Annotated in this window: 19 protein-coding genes and 1 pseudogene; 10 read left to right on the top strand and 10 right to left on the bottom strand. The window is 60.8% G+C overall.

Annotated elements, in window-relative coordinates:
* Positions 1-6: 6 nt before the first annotated feature.
* The 5 genes from VKR55_RS03180 to VKR55_RS03200 all read left to right on the top strand — a co-directional run bounded on the left by VKR55_RS03180 (position 7) and on the right by VKR55_RS03200 (position 6,108).
* Positions 7-993 carry an efflux RND transporter periplasmic adaptor subunit gene (locus VKR55_RS03180; RefSeq protein WP_324399576.1) on the top strand — a complete coding sequence of 329 codons (987 nt, stop codon included), beginning with the start codon at positions 7-9 and terminating at the stop codon, positions 991-993.
* Positions 990-4,214 carry an efflux RND transporter permease subunit gene (locus VKR55_RS03185; protein WP_324399578.1) on the top strand — a complete coding sequence of 1,075 codons (3,225 nt, stop codon included), beginning with the start codon at positions 990-992 and terminating at the stop codon, positions 4,212-4,214. The genes VKR55_RS03180 and VKR55_RS03185 overlap by 4 nt, the downstream gene beginning before the upstream one ends.
* 11 nt (positions 4,215-4,225) lie before the next feature.
* Positions 4,226-4,585: a carboxymuconolactone decarboxylase family protein gene (locus VKR55_RS03190; RefSeq protein WP_324399580.1), complete on the top strand. Its 360-nt coding sequence runs from the start codon at positions 4,226-4,228 to the stop codon at positions 4,583-4,585.
* A 169-nt stretch (positions 4,586-4,754) separates the two neighbouring features.
* On the top strand, positions 4,755-5,366 hold the full coding sequence (locus VKR55_RS03195) for a Crp/Fnr family transcriptional regulator (RefSeq protein ID WP_324399582.1): 612 nt from the start codon (positions 4,755-4,757) through the stop codon (positions 5,364-5,366).
* A gap of 70 nt (positions 5,367-5,436) precedes the next feature.
* The gene (locus tag VKR55_RS03200; protein ID WP_324399584.1) at positions 5,437-6,108 is read left to right on the top strand and encodes a hypothetical protein; all 672 of its coding nucleotides are present in this window, start codon (positions 5,437-5,439) and stop codon (positions 6,106-6,108) included.
* Positions 6,109-6,140: 32 nt separating this feature from the next.
* Here the strand turns inward: VKR55_RS03200 and VKR55_RS03205 are convergent, their stop codons facing one another.
* Together VKR55_RS03205 and VKR55_RS03210 are read right to left on the bottom strand one after the other, a co-directional pair.
* Positions 6,141-6,359 (bottom strand): ChaB family protein, encoded by a 219-nt coding sequence (locus VKR55_RS03205; RefSeq protein ID WP_324399586.1) that lies wholly within the window; start codon positions 6,357-6,359, stop codon positions 6,141-6,143.
* 16 nt (positions 6,360-6,375) lie between these two features.
* A complete protein-coding gene (locus tag VKR55_RS03210; protein ID WP_324399588.1) occupies positions 6,376-6,792 on the bottom strand; it encodes a DUF3775 domain-containing protein in 417 nt (138 codons plus the stop codon).
* A 172-nt stretch (positions 6,793-6,964) separates the two neighbouring features.
* Between VKR55_RS03210 and ftsH the strand changes: the two genes are divergently transcribed.
* On the top strand, positions 6,965-8,806 hold the full coding sequence (gene ftsH, locus VKR55_RS03215; RefSeq protein WP_324399590.1) for an ATP-dependent zinc metalloprotease FtsH: 1,842 nt from the start codon (positions 6,965-6,967) through the stop codon (positions 8,804-8,806).
* A 113-nt stretch (positions 8,807-8,919) separates the two neighbouring features.
* The gene (locus VKR55_RS03220) at positions 8,920-9,390 is read left to right on the top strand and encodes a CDP-archaeol synthase (protein ID WP_324399592.1); all 471 of its coding nucleotides are present in this window, start codon (positions 8,920-8,922) and stop codon (positions 9,388-9,390) included.
* Between the two features lie 3 nt (positions 9,391-9,393).
* Here the strand turns inward: VKR55_RS03220 and VKR55_RS03225 are convergent, their stop codons facing one another.
* The 4 genes and pseudogenes from VKR55_RS03225 to VKR55_RS03240 all read right to left on the bottom strand — a co-directional run.
* Entirely contained in the window at positions 9,394-10,338 is a 945-nt protein-coding gene (locus tag VKR55_RS03225) for a metallophosphoesterase (RefSeq protein ID WP_414642293.1), read from the bottom strand.
* A 184-nt stretch (positions 10,339-10,522) separates the two neighbouring features.
* A complete protein-coding gene (locus tag VKR55_RS03230; RefSeq protein ID WP_324399923.1) occupies positions 10,523-11,359 on the bottom strand; it encodes a universal stress protein in 837 nt (278 codons plus the stop codon).
* Between the two features lie 125 nt (positions 11,360-11,484).
* Complete coding sequence (gene mgtA, locus VKR55_RS03235) at positions 11,485-14,016, bottom strand: magnesium-translocating P-type ATPase (RefSeq protein ID WP_324399595.1); 2,532 nt, start codon at positions 14,014-14,016, stop codon at positions 11,485-11,487.
* Between the two features lie 94 nt (positions 14,017-14,110).
* A pseudogene (locus tag VKR55_RS03240) lies at positions 14,111-14,428 on the bottom strand (CHAD domain-containing protein); the annotation flags it as partial.
* Positions 14,429-14,592: 164 nt separating this feature from the next.
* On the opposite strand from VKR55_RS03240, the gene VKR55_RS03245 reads away from it, so the two are divergent.
* Positions 14,593-15,063, top strand: coding sequence for a CBS domain-containing protein (locus tag VKR55_RS03245; RefSeq protein ID WP_324399599.1), 471 nt, complete (start codon positions 14,593-14,595; stop codon positions 15,061-15,063).
* Between the two features lie 251 nt (positions 15,064-15,314).
* On the opposite strand, the gene VKR55_RS03250 is transcribed toward VKR55_RS03245, so the two are convergent.
* A complete protein-coding gene (locus tag VKR55_RS03250) occupies positions 15,315-16,001 on the bottom strand; it encodes a CBS domain-containing protein (RefSeq protein WP_324399601.1) in 687 nt (228 codons plus the stop codon).
* Positions 16,002-16,085: 84 nt separating this feature from the next.
* Positions 16,086-16,316 (bottom strand): hypothetical protein, encoded by a 231-nt coding sequence (locus tag VKR55_RS03255; RefSeq protein ID WP_324399603.1) that lies wholly within the window; start codon positions 16,314-16,316, stop codon positions 16,086-16,088.
* Between the two features lie 208 nt (positions 16,317-16,524).
* On the opposite strand from VKR55_RS03255, the gene VKR55_RS03260 reads away from it, so the two are divergent.
* Positions 16,525-16,980, top strand: a complete 456-nt coding sequence (locus VKR55_RS03260) for a host attachment family protein (RefSeq protein ID WP_324399605.1) — start codon at positions 16,525-16,527, stop codon at positions 16,978-16,980.
* Positions 16,981-17,058: 78 nt separating this feature from the next.
* Here VKR55_RS03260 and groL read toward each other — a convergent pair whose 3' ends face one another.
* Positions 17,059-18,681 carry a chaperonin GroEL gene (groL, locus tag VKR55_RS03265; RefSeq protein WP_324399607.1) on the bottom strand — a complete coding sequence of 541 codons (1,623 nt, stop codon included), beginning with the start codon at positions 18,679-18,681 and terminating at the stop codon, positions 17,059-17,061.
* Between the two features lie 78 nt (positions 18,682-18,759).
* Positions 18,760-19,293 carry an Hsp20/alpha crystallin family protein gene (locus tag VKR55_RS03270; RefSeq protein WP_324399609.1) on the bottom strand — a complete coding sequence of 178 codons (534 nt, stop codon included), beginning with the start codon at positions 19,291-19,293 and terminating at the stop codon, positions 18,760-18,762.
* A 381-nt stretch (positions 19,294-19,674) separates the two neighbouring features.
* Between VKR55_RS03270 and VKR55_RS03275 the strand changes: the two genes are divergently transcribed.
* Positions 19,675-19,878 (top strand): hypothetical protein, encoded by a 204-nt coding sequence (locus tag VKR55_RS03275; RefSeq protein WP_324399611.1) that lies wholly within the window; start codon positions 19,675-19,677, stop codon positions 19,876-19,878.
* The last annotated feature ends 19 nt before the right edge of the window (positions 19,879-19,897 follow it).

The raw sequence follows: 19,897 nt of genomic DNA on the forward strand, positions 1-19,897 counted from the left end.
CGGCCGATGTGGGTACTAAGAATATTGACCGTGCTGACACCGATGTTGGCTTCCGTCTTTGCGAGCGCGGAGACGCTCACTGTCATCCAGCGTTCGATCGCCGACGAGAAGGCCGTCTTCGCCACCGTCGAAAGCATCAGCGTCGTACCTGCGCGCAGCCGGATCGGCGGCACGGTGGCCCAGCTCCACGTCAGGGAGGGCGACGCGGTGACGCGCGGCCAGGCGATCGCGGTCGTCGGGGACGACAAGCTCGTCCTTCAGATGAAGTCGCTCGACGCGCAGATCCAGGCCCTGCAAGCGCAGGCGGATCAGGCGCAGATCGACTTTGACCGGATCGAGGGATTGGTCGAGCGCGGCACGCTTCCCCGCGTCAAGCTTGACGAGGCGCACACCGCTCTCAATGTCGCCCAGAACGGTCTGCGGGCGAAGACCGCCGAGCGCGCCGTCATCCAGCAGCAGCTCAATGAGGGGCAGGTGCTCGCTCCGCAGGACGGACGCGTCCTGAAGAGGCTCGTGGCCGTGGGCTCCGTGATGCTGCCGGGCGACCCCGTTGCGATGATCGCGCAGCAGGACTTCAAATTGCGCTTAAGGATTCCCGAGCGCCACGCTCGCTCTCTGAGGGCGGGCGACAGGATTCGCGTCGAAGGGACCGAGCTCTCCGAGGAGCCGGTCAAATGGGGCGTCATCGATCTCGTCTATCCGCAGATCGAGGAAGGCCGGGTCATTGCCGATGCCAAGGTCGAGGGGCTCGGCGAATATTTCGTCGGTGATCGCTTAAGAGTGTGGATCTCGGGCGCCAAGCGGCCAGCCTTCGTGATCCCGTCAACCTATGTGAGGACGCGCTTCGGCATCGACTACGTTGAGCTGCTCCGAGGTGACGGTACCATCGAAGTCCCCGTGCAACGCGGCCGTGACGATCCGACCCCCGATCTTCCCGACGGACTTGAAATCCTGTCGGGTATCCGCGCCGGCGACCGGCTGGTGAAGCCGTGAATCTCGGTCTGTCAGGGCGGCTCACCAGGGCGACGCTTGGCTCGCCATTGACGCCGCTCTTCCTGCTCGCCGCGCTGGTGGTCGGCCTGATCGCCGTGGCCGTCATTCCGCGCGAGGAAGAGCCGCAGATCAGCGTTCCCATGGTCGACATCCGCGTCAATGCCGACGGCCTGCGCGCGCCCGATGCGGTCGAGCTCGTCACCAAGCCGCTGGAAGCCATCGTCAAGGGCATCGACGGCGTGGAGCATGTCTACAGCCAGACCGAGGACGACCGCGTGATGGTCACGGCGCGCTTCCTGGTCGGCACGAAATTCGATGATGCGATCCTGCGGGTGCACGAGAAGATTCGCGCCAATATGGATCGGATACCGATCGGCATTCCCGAGCCACTGATCGTCGGGAGAGGCATCAACGACGTTGCCATCATGGTGCTGACGCTGTCGCCGAAGCCTGAATCTGCCGATCGCTGGACCGATAAGGACCTCTATGAACTGGCCGATAAGCTGCGCGCCGAGCTGACCAAGGTCGACAATATCGGATTGACCTATATTTCCGGCGGCAGTCCCCAGGAGATCAGGGTCGAGCCCGATCCCGAAAAACTGTCGCTCTACGGTGTCACGCTGCAGCAGCTCGTCGCCAAGGTGAAGGATGCCAACCGCTCCTTCCTGGCCGGCGGCGTGCGCGAGACCGGGATCGTTCGCAACGTCGCGGCCGGTCAGACCCTGACCGGGATTCCAGATATCGGCCTCCTGCTGATCTCGTCCCGAGACGGGCGGCCGGTCTATGTCAAAGACGTGGCCAGGGTTGTCATTGGCCCGAACACGACGGAGCATCGGGTCTGGAACGATGCGCGGGACGGCAAGGGCCATTGGCAGCGCGTGCCGGCCGTCAGCGTCGCGCTCGCCAAGCGAGCCGGCGCGAACGCCGTCGTCGTCTCGCATGATATCCTGCGCCGTCTCGAGGGACTGAAGTCCCGCCTCATTCCGGATGACGTTCAAGTCACGGTCACCCGCGATTATGGCGAGACGGCCAACGAGAAGGCCAACGAGCTCCTGTTTCATCTCGGTCTCGCCACCGCCTCGATCGTCGTGCTGATCGCCATTGCGATCGGCTGGCGCGAGGCTGTGGTCACGCTCGTGGTAATCCCCACGACGATCCTTCTGACCCTGTTTGCCGCCAATTTGATGGGTTACACCATCAACCGCGTCAGCCTGTTCGCGCTGATCTTCTCGATCGGCATCCTGGTCGACGACGCGATCGTCGTGGTGGAGAACGTCGCGCGCCACTGGGCGATGCGGGATGGCCGGCCACGCGCGCAGGCGACGATCGAGGCCGTGGCCGAAGTCGGCAATCCGACCATCGTTGCGACGCTGACTGTCGTTGCAGCGCTGTTGCCAATGCTGTTCGTCTCGGGGCTGATGGGCCCTTATATGGCCCCGATCCCGGCCAACGCCTCGGCCGCCATGCTGTTCTCTTTCTTCGTCGCTGTGGTGGTAGCGCCTTGGCTGATGCTGCGTCTCGCCCCGAAATCCACCGCAGCTTCGCTGCACGCTCACGGCAACGAAGGCCTGCTCGGCCGCATCTACCTCTTGATCGCGAGCCACGTCGTCAAAAGCAGGCGTTCCGCCTGGACATTCCTGATCGCCGTCGGCGCCGCGACCCTGCTATCGATGCTACTGTTCGTAACCAAATCGGTGACAGTCAAGCTGCTGCCGTTCGACAACAAATCCGAGATCGCCGTGATGGTCGATCTGCCGGAAGGTGCAACGCTTGAAGATACTGAACGCACCCTGTTTGACGCGGCGGACATCGCCCGACAATTGCCCGAGGTCACGTCGGTGCAGGCCTATGCCGGCACGCCTGCGCCGTTCAACTTTAACGGCCTCGTGCGGCATTATTATCTGCGCGAGCGGCCCGAACTGGGGGAGCTACAGGTCAACCTGACCGGGCGGGGGGCGCGCAAGCGCGCGAGCCACGAGATCGCGCTAGACTTGAGGCAGCGATTGAAAGCGCTCACCCTTGCAAAAGGCACCAGCATCAAGGTCGTCGAAGTTCCGCCCGGGCCTCCGGTGCTGGCGACGCTGCTCGCCGAAATCTACGGTCCGGACGCGGCAACGCGCCGCGCCGTCACGCGCGAGGTCAAGCGGATTTTTGCGGACGTGCCGTTCATCGTCGATATCGATGATTCGATCGGCGAGCCGCGCCCGCGGCTGCGACTGTCGATCGACCAGGACCGGCTCGAGTTCTTCGGCGTCGAGCAGCGCGACGTCTACGACACCATTGGAGCATTGTTCGGCGGCGTCTCTGTTGGCTATTCGCATCGCGGCGAAGACCGCAACCCGATCGAGATCGCGATCAAACTGCCGAAGCGGGATCTGGTCTGGGATGAGGCACTGGCCTCCACGCCGGTGCCCGCGAACACGCTGCCCGGAAGCAAGACGGTTGTCGAGCTCGGGCAGGTGGTGAAAGCGACCGCCGAACAGGGCTCGCCACTGATCTTCCGCCGTGACGGACGCTTCGCCGACATGGTGATGGCGGAGCTCGCCGGCCGATTCGAAGCGCCGCTTTACGGGATGCTCGAGGTAGACAATCGCATCAACGCGCATGATTGGGGCACGCTGCCAAAGCCCGTGATCAGCCTTCATGGACAGCCGACCGACGAGTCCCACCCGACGCTGCTATGGGATGGCGAGTGGGAAATCACCTGGGTCACCTTCCGCGACATGGGTGCGGCGTTCGGGGCCGCGATTTTGGGCATCTATGTTCTGGTGGTCGCGCAGTTCCGCAGCTTCCGCCTGCCGCTGGTCATCTTGACGCCGATCCCCCTGACCCTGATTGGCATCCTGTTCGGCCACTGGCTGTTGGGTGCGCCGTTCACCGCAACCTCGATGATCGGCTTCATTGCGCTTGCCGGCATCATCGTTCGCAACTCGATTCTCTTGGTGGACTTCATTCGACATTGCGGCGGCGAGGGCAAGTCGCTCCGCGACGTGGTGCTGGAAGCGGGCGCCGTTCGCTTCAAGCCGATCCTGTTGACAGCGGTCGCGGCCATGATTGGTGCAGCGACCATTCTGCTCGACCCGATCTTTCAGGGGCTTGCGATTTCGCTCCTGTTCGGGCTCGCCTCGTCGACGCTGCTCACCGTTCTCGTCATTCCCGCCATCTACATCGCACTGCGCGAATCCAACAAGGCCACGTTGTCGAAAGCCAAATCCGCATAGAAAGCTCTGTCATGGACAAGAACTATTCCGACGTTTGCAAGCAAATCTCCAGCAATCTCAGGACGTTGCGCAAAGACATTCCCGACACCATGCAGGCGTTCTCGGCGCTGGCGCAGGCCGCAAGCCGCGACGGCGCGCTGGACAAGAAGACCAAGGAGCTGATTGCGCTCGCGCTTGGCGTCGCTGCACACTGTGACGGCTGCATCGGTTTCCATGCCGAGGCTCTGGTCAGGCTCGGGGCGACGCGTCAGGAAGTCGAGGAAGCTCTCGGCATGGCGGTTTATATGGGCGGCGGTCCGTCGCTGATGTATGCCGCGGACGCGATAGGAGCCTTCGAACAATTCCGGCAGCAAATAACTGTCGCTGCCTGACCTGTCCGTAGCCACGATCGCCAAGTAGCATCGATCCAAGCGTGACGGAAGTTTGTCAGCAAGCCGATTGTCGTGGGCCCCGCCGGCTGTCAGCCGCAACGGTTGCTTTTGGGGCAAAGTGTAAATCAAATGGCAGGCAAAGCCAGTAGATTCGCTCGAAAGTATTGCAATGGCTGCTGCAACGTCGGTAGACAACTGGCTACCTGCTGCTGTGCGTGCAGCAGCAGTCGACCGCAAGCTGACGGCGGGCGAGGCCCTATTTCGATCTGGAGGCAAGACCGAAGGCCTCCTTAAGGTCATAGCCGGACGGGTGCGGCTCACGCGGGTTGATCGCTCCGGCCGCGAAGTCGTATTGCACGTGGCCGGCCCCGGGGAGACCTTGGCTGAAGCATCGCTGTTTTCAGCGCAATATCACTGTGATGCAATCGCAAGCACAAATGCAATTGTGCGTGTGTATCCGAAGCGCGAAGTACTAGCCGCCCTCGAAGAAGACGCTAAGGCTGCTCAGGCTTTCTCCGCAACGTTAGCTCATCAGGTGATGAACCTCCGCACTCGGATTGAGCAGCGCAATATCCGCTCGGCACGTGAACGCGTTCGACACTTTCTCGCGCTGACCGCCGGTGCTGAAGGCCGCACAATCACACTGCGCGGGACCTTGAAGGACCTTGCCGCCGAACTTGGCCTAACACACGAGGCGCTCTATCGCACGTTGGCGGCACTCGAACATTCAGGCGAGATTAAACGCAAGGGATCAAAGATCATACTCGCCAAACGCGTATGATCGAGATCATATGCGACTGACTATCGGACCGGTATAAGACATCAGGGGCGCACAGCTAAAGAGGCTCCTTATGTCGAAATTTCCTTGGAAAACAACCCTCGCTGTTTCGGCGCTGGTGGCTGCAACCGCGTACGCCTTTGCGCAAATGTCGCCGGACGGCCCAATGGGTATGCATGGGCAGATGCAGCAAGGCGGAATAATGCACAAGATGCATCAGCAAATGATGCAGGGCCAAGGTGGCATGCGCGGCGGTATGGGCGGACGTAACGGGATGCACGAGGCGCAATCTGGCGCAACGGGCACACCAACCATGCCGGGGCAAGACGCTTTCGGTGCCATCCAGGAGATCGTTCAAATTTTGCAAGCCGATCCTAAAACGGATTGGTCGAAGGTCAACATTGAGGCGTTAAGGCAGCACCTCATCGATATGAATGAGGTGACTCTGCATGCAACTGCTACGCAACGTGACGTCGGTAACGGCATTGAGATCAACGTGACCGGCGAGGGTCGCACGCTGGAGGCGATCAAGCGCATGGTGCCGGCGCACGTCAACGAGCTGCGCGAGCTTGGTTGGAATGCAAAGAGCGATGATTCGCCAAATGGCGTCACCCTCACAATCATGGCGAGCGAAGCGCAGCCGCTCACCAAGTTGAAGGCGCTCGGCTTCATGGGAATTATGGTGCAGGGCAGTCACCATCAGCGGCATCATCTGCTGATGGCAATGGGCCAGTCCGTCCATTGAGAGTTAAGCGGAACAATATTTGAAGGCCAGCCCTAGTGTTCCGCGTACAGAGGCACCCACTCGTCGCCCATCTTGACATAGGATCGCTTCACCGCGGCCCACGCGGTGCGATGAGCGATCTCCTCCTGACGGATATCTCCAGTATAGGAGGCAAAGGCATGATTGAAAGCCTCACGATAGATGTCCTGCGCGTGTGGCGGCAGATGGCTGCGAACGCGAGAGGGGAGGTTGGTATTTGAACGGTAAGGCATCGTTGTAGCACTCACGTCAGGCAGGCTGTTCGAACTCTTCCGGTGAATGTCCGAATTGGGCGAGGGCCTCTTCGAGGTAATCGCCGAGTAGGGGCATGCCGAGAAGGTATTCGGCGGTTCGTCGGTTATGGGCCCGAGCAGCTTCCGCGCGGATATCTCCCCAATCGTCGAGTGCCCCGTCGCCGCGGCCAAACCAGGCCAGCGCGACCAGGTCAATCTGCTCGTCCTCGTTCAGGCCGCGGATGATCGCGATCAGTTCGGCGCGGACAGGATCGTCGGTGTGATCCTCAAGGACCGACAGCATCGCGTCGTCGCTGGCGTTTGAGCCGGAATCTGGATCTGTAACCACATCCTTGACATCAAACTGCCGAGCTTTGGTGAGGATCACGAAGACCTTCGCCGCTGATATCGCAAGATCGGGGATTTTCGTCATGCTCGACCCCTTGTTCATTCATCAAAACACCATAACCCGCATGGGGTGTCTGCTGGTTGATGGAGATCAAGAAGGGTCCGGTTGATCCAGCCGGACGCCCTTGATCCAGAACAATATCGGGTGCCGCGCGGTGGGCTAACCAATCCACGTTGTCGACATCCCGAGAGAAAGCATGAAAGCCGAGCCGTCGAAAAGGAAGCGCGCCATATTTGCGGCCAGTCTCACCGCGGCCGGCTTCGGGGTAATGCTCCTGCTGTCGTTTCTGGCTGCTCTCACGAATGTTGAAACCGTCCCTTACAGCAAGTTTGAGGAGCTGGTTGCGCAGGGCGCGGTGACCGAGGTCACAATCGGCCCGGACACGATCGAGGGGAAACTCAGAAATCCGCTTCCGAGCGGAAAGTCCGCCTTCATCGCTACACGAGTGGATATGGCTTTGGCCGAGAGGCTGGAAGCGAAAGGCGTGACGGTCACAGGAGCGACGGGGAGCACTTTCGGCGGCATTCTTTCTTGGATTTTGCCGTTTTTTCTCCTGTTTGGCCTTTGGTGGTTTCTCGGCGGCGGGATGGGCAACCGCCAAAGCCTGGGCGGGTTGATGTCGATCGGAAAATCTCGAGCCAAGGTCTATGTCGAAGAGGATACCAAGGTGACCTTTGCGGATGTGGCTGGCGTCGACGAGGCCAAGTTCGAACTGCAGGAGGTCGTCTCCTTTTTGAAGGATCCCGAGGGCTACGGCCGCTTGGGCGCACACGTCCCAAAGGGGATTCTGCTCGTCGGACCGCCCGGCACCGGCAAGACACTTCTCGCGCGCGCGGTGGCCGGCGAAGCCGGAGTCGCCTTCTTTTCGATCTCCGGTTCGGAGTTCGTCGAGCTGTTTGTCGGCGTCGGCGCAGCGCGGGTCCGGGACCTATTTGAGCAGGCAAGAAAGGCCGCGCCCTGCATCGTTTTCATTGATGAGCTGGACGCGCTTGGTCGCAGCAGGGGTCCCGGCGGCCTGGGTGGCCATGACGAGAAGGAACAGACGCTCAATCAATTGCTGGCCGAGCTCGACGGCTTCGATCCACGCGCCGGCATTATTCTGTTGGCGGCAACCAATCGACCAGAGATTCTGGACGCCGCCCTGCTTCGGGCCGGGCGTTTCGATCGACAAGTGTTGGTCGACCGGCCGGACAAATCCGGCCGGTTGGCCATACTCAGGGTTCACATCAAGAAGATCAAAACCGGAAGCGACGTAGACCTGGACAAGATCGCCGGCCTCACGCCGGGCTTCACAGGTGCCGACATCGCGAACCTGATCAATGAGGCTGCCATTGCTGCAACAAGGCGAAACGCAGATCAAGTGACGTTCAACGACTTTACAGCGGCCATGGAACGCATCGTTGCGGGCATCGAGAAGAAGAGCAGGACCCTCAGCAAAGAGGAGCGCCGCAGAACGGCCTATCATGAGATGGGGCACGCGTTGGTAGCTGCGAGTTTGCCGGGAGTCGATCCGGTACAAAAGGTCTCGATCATCCCGCGCGGCGTCGGCGCGCTTGGCTACACGATGCAGCGTCCAACCCAGGATCGGTTCTTGCTTACAGTGAGCGAGCTCAAGAATCGAATCGAGGTCTTGATGGGTGGCCGTGCCTCCGAGCGATTGATCTTTGATGGCGACGTCTCGACGGGGGCTGCTGATGATCTGCAACGAGCGACGGAAATTGCCATCGAAATGGTGACAAAATACGGGATGGATCCGAAGGTCGGCCAACGAACTTATGCCCCAAAGCCGCAGGCGTTTGTTCCCGCGATGCAGGATGCGGTCGTGAGTGCCGCCGAAGCGACAGGACGAGAGATCGACCTTGCTGTCCGGCAATTGATCGAGACGGGTGAAGCTCGCGCGCGCGAAATCCTCGAAAAGCGGCGCCCCGAGCTCGATGCAGGCGTCGAACTTCTGCTGGCACAGGAGACTTTGACGGCTGAACAATTCGCTCCTTTGCGCTCTTCAGTTGCTGACGGCGGAACGCAGGCGGCCGCTTAGGCAGATGCTCGTTTGATGCCACTCGAGGCGTCGACGAAATTGAGTCCAGTGCGGCGGCATGCCTTCATGCGGCATGATCGACGGCGGTATCCAAGATGCGGATTGTCCCAATCTTGCAAGCGCTTTTCCTTTTGACGCTGGCGAACGGAACGCCCGTTATCGTCAAGAGAATATTCGGCTCCCGCATGGCGTTCCCGTTGGATGCAGGAGTGCAATTCCTGGATGGCCAACCGTTGTTTGGAAGCTCGAAGACCGTCCGCGGTGTTGTATCTTCCATCGCCGTCACTGCAGGTCTCGCGCCGTTACTTGGGGTGAGTGTCGTTGCGGGCAGCCTCGCGGCGGCCCTCGCGATGGTCGGCGATCTGTTCTCCAGCTTCGTAAAGCGGCGCTTTCGACTTCGCCCCAGCACCCAGGCAATCGGGCTTGATCAAATCCCCGAATCCCTGCTTCCGCTGTTGGCGTGCCAAACAATGCTCTCGCTGACGTTCACCGATATCCCAGTTTGTGTCGGCATCTTTGTGGCCGGAGAGCTGATCATTTCGCGTCTTCTTTACCGGCTGCACGTTCGCGACCAGCCCTTCTGACGATCAGCCGCGGCTCAATCGGTGCAGGGTGATTTCCGGTGGGCAATTATAGCGGACCGCGACGACGCTGGATCCGGCACCGACCGAAGTATAGCCGGTCATGTCGCCATAGTGCCAGGCGCCGGCGCCCATGCGCCGGGGCAACACTGAATCGAGCGTGATGGGTATCGAACCGGGCAGGCAAATCTGTCCGCCATGCGTATGGCCGCTCAAGAGCAGATCAAAACCGGCATGGGCCGCCTGCCGGTAGATTTCGGGCGTGTGCGACAGAAGGACGGCGAATGCTCCTTCGGGAATCTGCGAAGCGGCCTTTTCGATGTTGTCGACCCTGAAGTAGTGGGCGTCATCGATGCCGGCCAGGTATATCGACTGGTCGCCCCGTTTGATCACCTCACATTCATTCTGTAACATCCGGATGCCCATGGCTTCGAGACCGGGCAGCATCTGGATCGTGTCGTGGTTGCCCAGCACGCCAAAGACGGGTGGCTTCAGATGGCCCACCAGCCCCGCCATGCCCTTCAGTGCAGCGTCGTAGGAACCAAACGTCTTGCCGCGAAAATCGCCTGTCAATACGCAGGCATCATATTGCAACCCTTCGACCAGCTCGGAGAGCCGGAGCATCGCGCGATGGTTCATGTCGACATGGGTGTCGCTGATGTGAAGAATTACAAAACCATCGAACGCGGGCGGTAGACCGGCACACCTGATGTTGTTTTTCTTCAGGACGACGCGCTCGGCATTCCTTCGCCCGCGCCAGTAGAGGCCGCTCAGTTTCAAGATGGTTCGGATGACGGAATGAATCGAATACCAATTCTCGATGTGAAAGAAATTCAGCCCTTGCCCGAAAATCTGGGCTTCGTGATCGGCTTCAATCCCGAGGCGCTGCCGGGCATGCAGCCGTCCAAGGCGTCGCTCCAGAGTGGAGAGGAGTTCAGTGGAGATTCCCATCGATGAGCGTCGACCTCTGCAGTCGGAACCCGGCTTGCTTGCCAGGCGAGACTACTACAAAGACAAAAACGCTCCAGAGCAATCCATGAGGAGCACACGCCGATGCAACATCGCCGCGGGCGCAAAAAGAGCGTCTCCGCCTCCGCGGTCGTGACCTGGAGAGACCGCCCATCGGGGTTCGAATTCAATGCGACATCAGCGTCGGCACCGTCGTCGTCCGCAGCATCTCACGCGTGACACCGCCCAAAATCCCTTCCTGCAGCCGGGAGTGCCCGTAGGCCCCCATCACCAGCATGTCGAGACTTTCGTCGGCGGCCAGAGACAGGATCGATGGTTGAATGTCGGAGCGTGCTGCCGGCAAGTCGATGAGCCTGACTGGAAGCCCGTCGCGCGCCAGATGCCTTGCGAGCTTTTCTGCCGAAGCTTCCGCCGGAACGCTCTCGGCTCCGTTGACCGAGATCGCGACCAACGCGTCCGCATCGGCAAGAAAGGGCTTTGCATCTCTCAGCGCGCGAGCCGCAAGGCGACTTCCGTCCCAGCAGATGCCGATGCGCCTGGCGTCGAAGGCTCCGCGAAGAATGTGAGGCACGAACAGGACAGGCCCGCCGGCCTGAAACAGGATTTCCCTGACGATCGTGTTATCGAAGGTTTCGTGTTCCGCCTCCGGCTGCAGGACGACCGTTAGGTCGTAAAGCCGAGCGGCGGCGACGACCGCGGCAGCCGCATCCCCGGGGATGTCTGCGATCGAACGGCAATGATAGGAGATGCCTGCGTTGCGCGCCTCAGCTTCAAAAACAGCCAGTGCAGCCTCGGCGCGCGCGGCGGCTCGTTCCTGCTCGATTTCGAAGACAGTTGCAACGGCGGCGGTGCCGTCCATGACAAAGGCGGTGTTGACCGAGACATAGCCGACGGCGAGCGCATCGAGGTGAGCACCGAACTTTTCAGCCAGGGATACCGACGCATCAATCACGGGGCGCATCGGGCGCTCAGTCGGGATGTGTACCAGAATGTCCTTGATCATGGGCTCCTCGAAAGATCGAGGTAACATAGTCTCAGTCATTCGGTAGGTCGTATTGACTTGAATCAAGCATCGACGATGCGACGTCTCTGTCTCGTTCGCCGCGCGAGGCAATACGGGAGGCGAGATCACCTCCGAAGCGCAAAGCGCTTGGCGAGCTCGGCGGCTGCGAGATAGGCGGCTGTAATGATCGCGACTGTTGCCGCAAGCCTTGAGGGCACCGCCACGAAGCCAAAGACATGCGCAAATGGCCCAACCGCAAGGAAGATTGCGGCTGCAAGTGCACCGAGCGAGCTTGCGATCAGCACGGAGGCTGGCCGGTTGGCTCGCCACGGCAGACGCCGGCTGCGGATAAGGAAGATGACCAGGATTTGCGTTGCGATCGATTCGAGAAACCATCCCGTTTGAAACAGGGCCGCGTCAGCGTCGAACAATTTTAGCAGCGTAACAAACGTCGCCACATCGAAGAGCGATGAGGTTGCACCCATGATGACCGTGAAACGAAGGAGGCTCGTCATATCCCAACCGTGTGGCGCGTAAACGTCATCATGGTCGACTTCGTCGAAAGGAATTCCGATCTCGGACAGGTCGTACAGCAGATTGTTGAGAAGGATCTGCAGGGGAAGAAGCGGGAAGAAGGGCAGCGCGAGCGAAGCAAGTGCCATCGAGAGCATATTGCCGAAGTTCGAGCTCGTGCCCATGCGGACATATTTGAGGATATTGGCAAAGGTACGCCGCCCCTCCTGCACGCCGGCCGCCAGGACAGATAGGTCCGGTGCGAGCAGGATCATGTCGGCCGCGGCTCGTGCGACCTCAGTTGCTCCCGAGACAGAAATTCCGACATGAGCTGCATGAATGGCCGGCGCATCATTGACGCCGTCGCCCATGAATCCCACCACGTGACCGCGATCGCGCAGGGCCTGGATGATCCGCTTTTTTTGATCCGGATCGATCCTGGCAAAAAGGGAGACCTGGCCCAAGCGCGTGCCCAGACCGCTGTCCGAGAGGCCAGCGATTTCGGCGCCGGTCATGACCGGCTGTGCCGCCATTCCGACGGCTTCGGCGACATGCGCCACGACCGCGGGATGGTCGCCGGAGATGATCTTCACCTTGACGCCCAGTGAGCCCAGCGTCTTCAGGGCATCGGCAGCGTCATGCTTTGGCGGATCGGCGAAGATGCACAAGCCGGCAAGGGTCAGATCGGTCTCATCGGCCACGGTGGCTTCCATTTGCTCCGCGGGCAGCTCCTTGATGGCCACGCCGAGTAGGCGAAACCCGTCACGCGAATATCTGTCCTGAATTTCGTCCAGCTTGGCGCGCCAGTGCTCATCAAGCGGTCTTGCGAGCCCGTCAACCTCCACCGCCACAGCCCGCTCCATGATGGCTTCGGGCGCGCCCTTGACGATCAGATAATTTTGGCCTTCATGGGCGACCAGCACCGAAAGGCGCCGCCTGCGGAAATCGAACGGGATCTCCGAAATCGCCGACCAGCCCTCGGGTGGGCTCGCAACCGCCTGGAGCAGGGCGTCGTCCAATGGACTGCGAATGCCTGTCTGGAATCTGCTGTTCACATACGCAAGTTCGAGCACACGGTCGCTGACCTTGTCCTCGGCGTTCACATGTCCGACCAGCGCAATCCTGGCTTCCGTCAGGGTCCCCGTCTTGTCGACACAGATCGTATCCATCGCGCCAAGGTCATGAATGGCGGAGAGCCGTTTGACGATCACCTTGCGTCTGGCCATCCGTTGCGCCCCGCGCGACAACGTGACCGTCATCACCATCGGCAGCAGCTCCGGTGTCAGTCCGACCGCCAGCGCCACGGCAAACAGGATCGATTCGATGGCCGGCCGATGGGCGGCGAGATGTGCAAGCAACACGAAAAAGCACAGAAAGATCGTAAGACGCAGGATCAACAGGCCCAGTCTGTGCACGCCTTCCTCGAGCGCGCTAGGTGGAAGGTTCGCCGTCAACGCCTTTGCGATGGCGCCGAAGCGCGTCCGCAGGCCGGTTTCGACGACCAGCATCACCGCCTCGCCTCCGACCATCGAGGTGCTGGCAAAGAGCGCGTTGCTGGCCTCCGCAATCGACTTGGCGTGACAGGGAGCAGGATCCTTTGTTGCGGGAAACGCCTCGCCGGTGAGCAGCGACTCGTTGACCTGTGCTCCGCGAGCGCTCAAGACCACGCCGTCCGCCGGCACAAGATCCCCGCTTCGGAGGTGGACAACGTCGCCGGGCACGATGGCGCTCACCGGCAGCATGACGATATGCCCATCGCGGACCACGTCGGCCTGGACGGCGACGGACTGCCGCAAGGCCTCGGCCGCCAATTCGGCGTGATGCTCCTGGACGATATCGAGTGTGAGGGAGAGCGTGACGACGATGACGATGATGGCAAAGCTGCCGACATCGCCGGTGGCTCCTGAAACCGCCGCTGCGACGATCAGCATGGCGAACAGCGGATTGGTCAGCCGCTGAAGGATCTTCCGAAGGATTGAACGGCTTTGCGAAACCTCGAACCGATTGGGCCCGAACTGAGCGAAGCGCCGCTCGGCCTGGGCCCGCGTCAGGCCGCCTTTGTCGCTTGCGAGTGATGCAAGCAGGGTCTCCGTCGGCGTGGTCCAAAATTCGGTGCTTTTTGCGGTGGAGACCTGATTGACCATCGCGTTCCCGGGAGCTGCTGCGCGGGTGTCATCATACGGACGGTGACCAAGGGACTGTTGACTTGGCTCAATCGGGGCCCGGCGCCCAAGGCCCTCACAGTCGGCGCCGGAACGGCTTTTCCGCTCGCTGCATCTGTTTCCGCTTGCTCTTGCGATAGCCGGGCGGCCGACCCTGCGCGGCCTTGCGCAGCCGCTTGAGGTCTCGGAGGTCACCCAAGGTCCGGTGAACGCGTTTGGCCGCTTCTGCGAAGGCCAGATCTTGCCGTGCAATGGTCACGCCAAGGTTCTGAAGCGCGCCAGCGACATAGCGGTAGCGTTTGCATCGGATCCGCAGGCGGTGCAGTTGTTTATTCCCTAAGGCTCGGAGATGCCGTCCCTGGCGCGAAATGCGAGCCTTCCAGGCGCGCAATTGCGCCTGGCTGTAAGCATCGAGTCACTCGGACCGAGTCGCTTGTTTCTCCAGGTCCACGTTGACGTGAATCAAGAACCCATAAGGCGACGCCGCTAGCCTGTTTTGCTAGCAGCTTCGTTTCTCGAGTCCGACGATCAGGGAACAGAAGGAGGAGGCCAAAGCCCATGCTTGCCACCGAAGTCATGCGGACCTCGTTTGCAACCATCAAGCCGACTACGCCGCTCATCGAGGCCGTGCACCTGCTGCTTGAGACCAACCAGCGGGGCCTTCCCGTGTTGGAGAGTGACGGCCGCCTGGTGGGGATCGTCTCGGAGGGTGACCTCCTGCACCGCGACGAGTTGGGCATCACTCCCCCGGAGGGGAACTGGCTCGAGATGCTACTGGGAGTCGAGGAGGGCGGGCCCGCGCGCGAGCGAATGCGCGCGCTTCGCGTCGCCGCCATCATGACTCCAGACCCCGTTTGCGTGGACGAGGATGCTACGGTTGACGACGTCATAGCCGAGATGGATATGCGTCGGGTCGCGCAGCTGCCGGTCGTCTGTGCGGGCAAGGTGATCGGCATGATCAGTCGTTTCGAGTTGATTACTGCGCTCGAGCGAAGCCTGAGTCGGAACGAGAGCCGGGAGAAGGCATAGTGATGAGCCGGAGGCTGCTTGCTGGACGCGTATGCGCCATCCTTTTCTCCGCTCTGCTCGCGGCATATCCAGCGCACGGTGAGGAAAGGGCGGAGAATCCTGGAGTCGTGCCGCCCGCGCTTGTGCCGCTACTCATGGGAAGCTCTGATCAATATGCGTAGCGAGCTCGTCGGCATCAACCGGCCGCATCGGACATGCGAATGCCGGTGGATTCGGCTTCGCAATGTACTTTGCTGTCCCATTGGGCTGACCTAGTAGACGACCGCCGGCTCGCGCAATAGATGGTCGTTGACGGCTTTCACACCGGAGATGTTTTCGGCCGCCACAGTGACCGCTTGCCGCTCCTTTTCGGAGTTGACATAACCCCAGAGGTCGACGGCGCCGGCCGTGACCGTGATATTCAGCCTATGAACGTGAGCCCACGGTTGCTTCTTCAGATCACTCAGCAATTTTTCGCGGATCATCGCGTCGGGAAGGCTGACGTCGAGCTTCGGCCGGGCGCTCGCGACGGCCTGAACGATGTTTGCGCGGCTGACGATGCCGACCAGATCGCCGCCCGCGCTCACGATCGGAACGCGCTTGATGTCATTCTCCTCGATCAGGTCCGCGATATCATGCAGGGGTGTCTCGGGCCCAGCCGTCTTGACGTCGCGGGTCATGACATCCTTGATCTTCACCGCGTGGGATTTGACATACTCCGCTGCGATGCCGCGGTCTCCGGAGATGAGGGACAGCCACCAGGAGGTCGGGCGTTCGGTTCCGGCCTCCACCCGGTGCATCAGATCAGCCTCCGTGACAATGCCGACCAGCTTTCCGGCGCTATCGACAACTGGGACCGCGCTGATGCGCTTGGCGATCAGAAGTCGCGCCACGTCACGAATGGTGTTGTTGTCATTCACCGTGATGACAGGGGAAACCATTACATCTCGTGCTTTCATACGAGCCTCCCACGCTGGCAATTGGGTTCTGATGTTGCAGTCCGGCGCGGTTGATCCGCGTTAATTGGCTTTGCGGTCGCACCTTCAGTCCAGAGCGAGGGGCGTCTGCAGCAATCGGAAGATAATCCATCCGACGGCGGCCAGCAGGACTGCCGCTAACCACAGCTTTTCGACCCGGGACACGCCGCGGACAGGATGGCGGCGGCTATCCACTTCAAACGCAGCCCGGACTTCGATGGCACTCCATTGCAGCAACTTGGCGCACACCCTCTTGAACCACAACCGAAGATCATGCGCGAATGCGATCCGGCTCACTGACTGGCTCCTTTCACGAACACTTCATATTCTGCTTGCGCGCAAGATCTCCATTGACCTGGATCAATTTGCGCCGCGTATCCTCGATCTCTCTTTGCGGATTTGACCTCCGTCAATTCCAGTTCATGCGCCATGTCTAGGCTGCGAATAGTCGCGTCCCGGGACTTGAAGAGGCGCGTGGCAGGCAAACGTGTGTGGAGCTATCGAGATGAATAAATTGAAGATCCCGCATAATGCCTTCGTATTCGTGGGCGACGGTCGCAGGGCACTGTTCCTGCGCAACGAGGGCGACGAGAAGTTTCCGAACCTGAAGACGGAAAGCGTCTTCGAGGGCGACAACCCGCCGACCCACGAACAAGGCAGCGAGCGGCCGGGACGCGTGAGCAAGGCGTTGGATTCGGGGCAGCGAAGCGCTGTCGAACCGGTCGACTGGCACCGCATCGAAGAGCATCGCTTTGCAAGGAAAGTTGCGGCCGCTATGGAGCAGGTGGTGCGGGCGAGGAATGTGCCGGCTCTCGTGGTTGTGGCGCCGCCCAGGACGTTGGCCGACCTGCGCAGCGCGTTTCACGCCGACGTCAAGGGGCGTGTCATCGCCGAGATCAACAAGGATCTGACCAGGCACTCCGTCGGCGAGATCGAGAAGCACCTGACCGACGTCGCGTGAAGCGTCTCTTGGCCCGTAGCTGCGCGACTGGTTAGCATCCGCAGCGCCTGCGGAGGGGAAATGATCGCGTTCTGTACGTCACATCGTCATTTCCGGCTCAGCCATGCGCTCCCGCTTCAGCTCGGGAATCTCGGTCATCGTTGCTTCCGTCAGCAGGAGCACGCTCGCCACCGAGACGGCGTTTTCAAGCGCCGTCCGGACGACCTTCGCGGGATCGACGATACCGGCCTCGACCAGGTCGACATATTCCTTGCGCGAGGCGTCAAAGCCGTAATTGCCCCGGCCGCTCAGCATTTGCGCCACGACGACTCCGCCGTCGGCTGCTGAGTTTTCCGCGATCTGGCGAGCAGGGGCCTCAAGCGCACGCTTCAGGATTTGAACGCCGGTCTTTTCGTCGCCTTCGCAGGCGACCTCTTCTTTGCTGACTGCCTCGATGCAGCGCAGCAACGCTAATCCGCCGCCTGGCACGATGCCTTCGGCGACCGCTGCCTTGGTCGAACTGATGGCGTCGTCCAGCGCCTCCTTCTTGGCCTTCATCTCCGCTTCCGTGGGTGCCCCGACGCGGATGACGGCGACCCCGCCAGACAGCTTTGCGAGTCGTTCCTCAAGCTTTTCCTTGTCATATTGGCTGGTCGTCTTTTCGATTTCGCGCCGGATTTGTTGCAGTCGTGCATCGATCAGGGCGCGATCCCCCTTGCTGCCGATCAGCGTGGTGTTTTCCTTGTCGGCAACGACGCGCGCAGCCCGACCAAGCTGCTGCAATGTGGTGTTCTCGAGCTTCAAACCGAGGTCGTCCGAGATGACCTGCGCGCCGGTGAGGATAGCGATATCTTCGAGCATCGCCTTGCGCCGATCCCCGAAGCCTGGCGCCTTGACAGCGCACCCCTTCAGTACGCCTCGCAAGCGGTTGACGATCAGGGTGGCAAGCGCTTCGCCCTCGATATCCTCTGCAACGATCAAGAGCGGTCGGCCTGATTTTGCGACCTCTTCAAGCAGCGGTACGAGGTCGTGCAGCGCGCTGATCTTGTGATCGGACAGCAGGATGAAAGGATCCTCAAGCACGGCCTCCATCCGCTCCGCGTCGGTGACGAAATATGGCGACAGGAAGCCGCGGTCGAATTTCATTCCTTCGACGACGTCGAGCAAGGTTTCGGTGGTCTTGGACTCTTCGACCGAAATCACCCCTTCGCCGCCCACTCTTTCCAGCGCGTCGGCTACCAAGGCACCGATCGACGGATCATTGTGGGCCGAGATAGTGGCGACTTGGGCCTTTTCCGCCTTTGTCTTTACGGGTCGCGCCATCGCGCGTAGCGCGGCAGTCGTTGCGCGTGTGGCGCGGTCCAGCCCGCGCTTCAGATCGATTGCACTCGCACCGGCGACGACATTTCTGACGCCATCAGCGAGAATCGCGTGGGCAAGGATTGTCGACGTACTGGTGCCGTCGCCGACGACGTCGCCGGTCTTTTCCGCGGCCTGGCGCAGCACCTGTGCCCCCAGATTCTCCTCGGGATCCCTGAGGTCAAATTCCTTGGCAATGGTGACGCCGTCATTGCAAACGATCGGCGCGCCCCAACTCTTCTGGATCAGGACTGATTTCGACTTCGGACCCAGGGTCACGCGCACGGCGTCAGTGAGCAGCGAGGCGCCGTGCAAGACCTTTTCGCGGGCGGCTGAGTGAAACAGGATCTGCTTATGGGCCATTGTTAGCTCCGAAGACAAGGCATTGGTCACGAAGAGAAAGCGGCCCCGCCGGAGATGGGCGGCGAGACCGCATTTCGCTTACTTCGCAGTGATCGGAATGGTCTTCTGACTCTTCTGGGCTTGTGGCGTCTTGGGAAGCTTGATCGTCAAGACGCCGCTCTTGTAGCTCGCTTCGACTTTGTCGGTATCGACGCTTGAAGGCACTTGCAGCGAGCGACGGAAAGATCCGTAGCGACGTTCGGACACGTAGCGGTCTTTGGTCTTTTCTTCCTTTTCTTCGCTCTTTTCGCCCTTGATCGTCAGGACGCCATCGGAAAGCTGGAGCTCGATGTTCTTGGCGTCCAGGCCCGGTAGTTCGGCGGTGACCTCGTAGGCATTGTCCTTCTCGACGATGTCGACCGCCGGCGTGACCGCGAAGCCAAAATCGCGCCGCCAGAAATTATCGATGTCGCGATAGAACGGTGTCTGCAGGAATCCGGTCTCGAAATCCCGGAACAGGCGATCGACCTGGTTGCGCAGGCTCTCGAAAGGATGCCATTCGGCGCTCCTTGCTGGCTGCGGGGTCGAGGGCGTCTCGGTCTTGATGGGTAGTTTGGTTGCTGCTTCTGCCATGGCTGTTGTCTCCTTGCGTTGCGGACCTGCGAACCAAGGATACGGCTCTTGTCGGCGCCACCGTTGATTTTGATCAAGTGCGGAGGAGGTCGACCGTGAGTCGGCGCCGAGGCGGCCGTGACCATCTCAGCGGAAAGTGAAAAAATGGCCGCCGGCTGAACTCCTGGCGGCCAAATCAGGGAGGAAACAATGGCAGTATTCACCTCCGCAAGGGCGGCTCGTTGATTCAGATCAAGTCAGGCGGGCGCCGGAGAGATTGCGCGGCCGCGTTTTCGGCGATGAGGGAAAACGGCCGCGAGTTTGTTCCGCGACAAAGAGAGCCGGTCATCCTTTGCCTACCGTCATTCTACGGAGAAAAAGTGAGTCTGACGGAGCCCAATCATGCAGGACTTCATCCGGCAAGAGAACATTGCGCTGTTCAAGACACGATTGGCGGATCCACGAATAGCGGAGCCAGAGCGAGCAGTTTTGCTGAGACTGCTGGCCGAAGAAGTGACGAAAGGGCAGGAGCCGCAGCTTGCGACCGCCGGCGCGGGACTTGCAGTCGGCTCAATCCATCATGTCGCTTCGGTGGCTCGCGTCTGACCACGCAATGGCGTGCACC

Source organism: Bradyrhizobium sp., from assembly GCF_035309285.1.
GTDB lineage: Bacteria > Pseudomonadota > Alphaproteobacteria > Rhizobiales > Xanthobacteraceae > Bradyrhizobium.

Coding starts and splice junctions, on each gene's coding strand:
- VKR55_RS03195 (WP_324399582.1), top strand. CDS start 4,755: ATGGCTGCTGCAACGTCGGTAGACAACTGGCTACCTGCTGCTGTGCGT.
- VKR55_RS03275 (WP_324399611.1), top strand. CDS start 19,675: ATGCAGGACTTCATCCGGCAAGAGAACATTGCGCTGTTCAAGACACGA.
- ftsH (WP_324399590.1), top strand. CDS start 6,965: ATGAAAGCCGAGCCGTCGAAAAGGAAGCGCGCCATATTTGCGGCCAGT.
- VKR55_RS03230 (WP_324399923.1), bottom strand. CDS start 11,359: ATGATCAAGGACATTCTGGTACACATCCCGACTGAGCGCCCGATGCGC.
- VKR55_RS03250 (WP_324399601.1), bottom strand. CDS start 16,001: ATGAAAGCACGAGATGTAATGGTTTCCCCTGTCATCACGGTGAATGAC.
- VKR55_RS03245 (WP_324399599.1), top strand. CDS start 14,593: ATGCTTGCCACCGAAGTCATGCGGACCTCGTTTGCAACCATCAAGCCG.
- groL (WP_324399607.1), bottom strand. CDS start 18,681: ATGGCCCATAAGCAGATCCTGTTTCACTCAGCCGCCCGCGAAAAGGTC.
- VKR55_RS03200 (WP_324399584.1), top strand. CDS start 5,437: ATGTCGAAATTTCCTTGGAAAACAACCCTCGCTGTTTCGGCGCTGGTG.
- VKR55_RS03180 (WP_324399576.1), top strand. CDS start 7: ATGTGGGTACTAAGAATATTGACCGTGCTGACACCGATGTTGGCTTCC.
- VKR55_RS03205 (WP_324399586.1), bottom strand. CDS start 6,359: ATGCCTTACCGTTCAAATACCAACCTCCCCTCTCGCGTTCGCAGCCAT.
- VKR55_RS03190 (WP_324399580.1), top strand. CDS start 4,226: ATGGACAAGAACTATTCCGACGTTTGCAAGCAAATCTCCAGCAATCTC.
- VKR55_RS03210 (WP_324399588.1), bottom strand. CDS start 6,792: ATGACGAAAATCCCCGATCTTGCGATATCAGCGGCGAAGGTCTTCGTG.
- mgtA (WP_324399595.1), bottom strand. CDS start 14,016: ATGGTCAATCAGGTCTCCACCGCAAAAAGCACCGAATTTTGGACCACG.
- VKR55_RS03260 (WP_324399605.1), top strand. CDS start 16,525: ATGAATAAATTGAAGATCCCGCATAATGCCTTCGTATTCGTGGGCGAC.
- VKR55_RS03225 (WP_414642293.1), bottom strand. CDS start 10,338: ATGGGAATCTCCACTGAACTCCTCTCCACTCTGGAGCGACGCCTTGGA.
- VKR55_RS03270 (WP_324399609.1), bottom strand. CDS start 19,293: ATGGCAGAAGCAGCAACCAAACTACCCATCAAGACCGAGACGCCCTCG.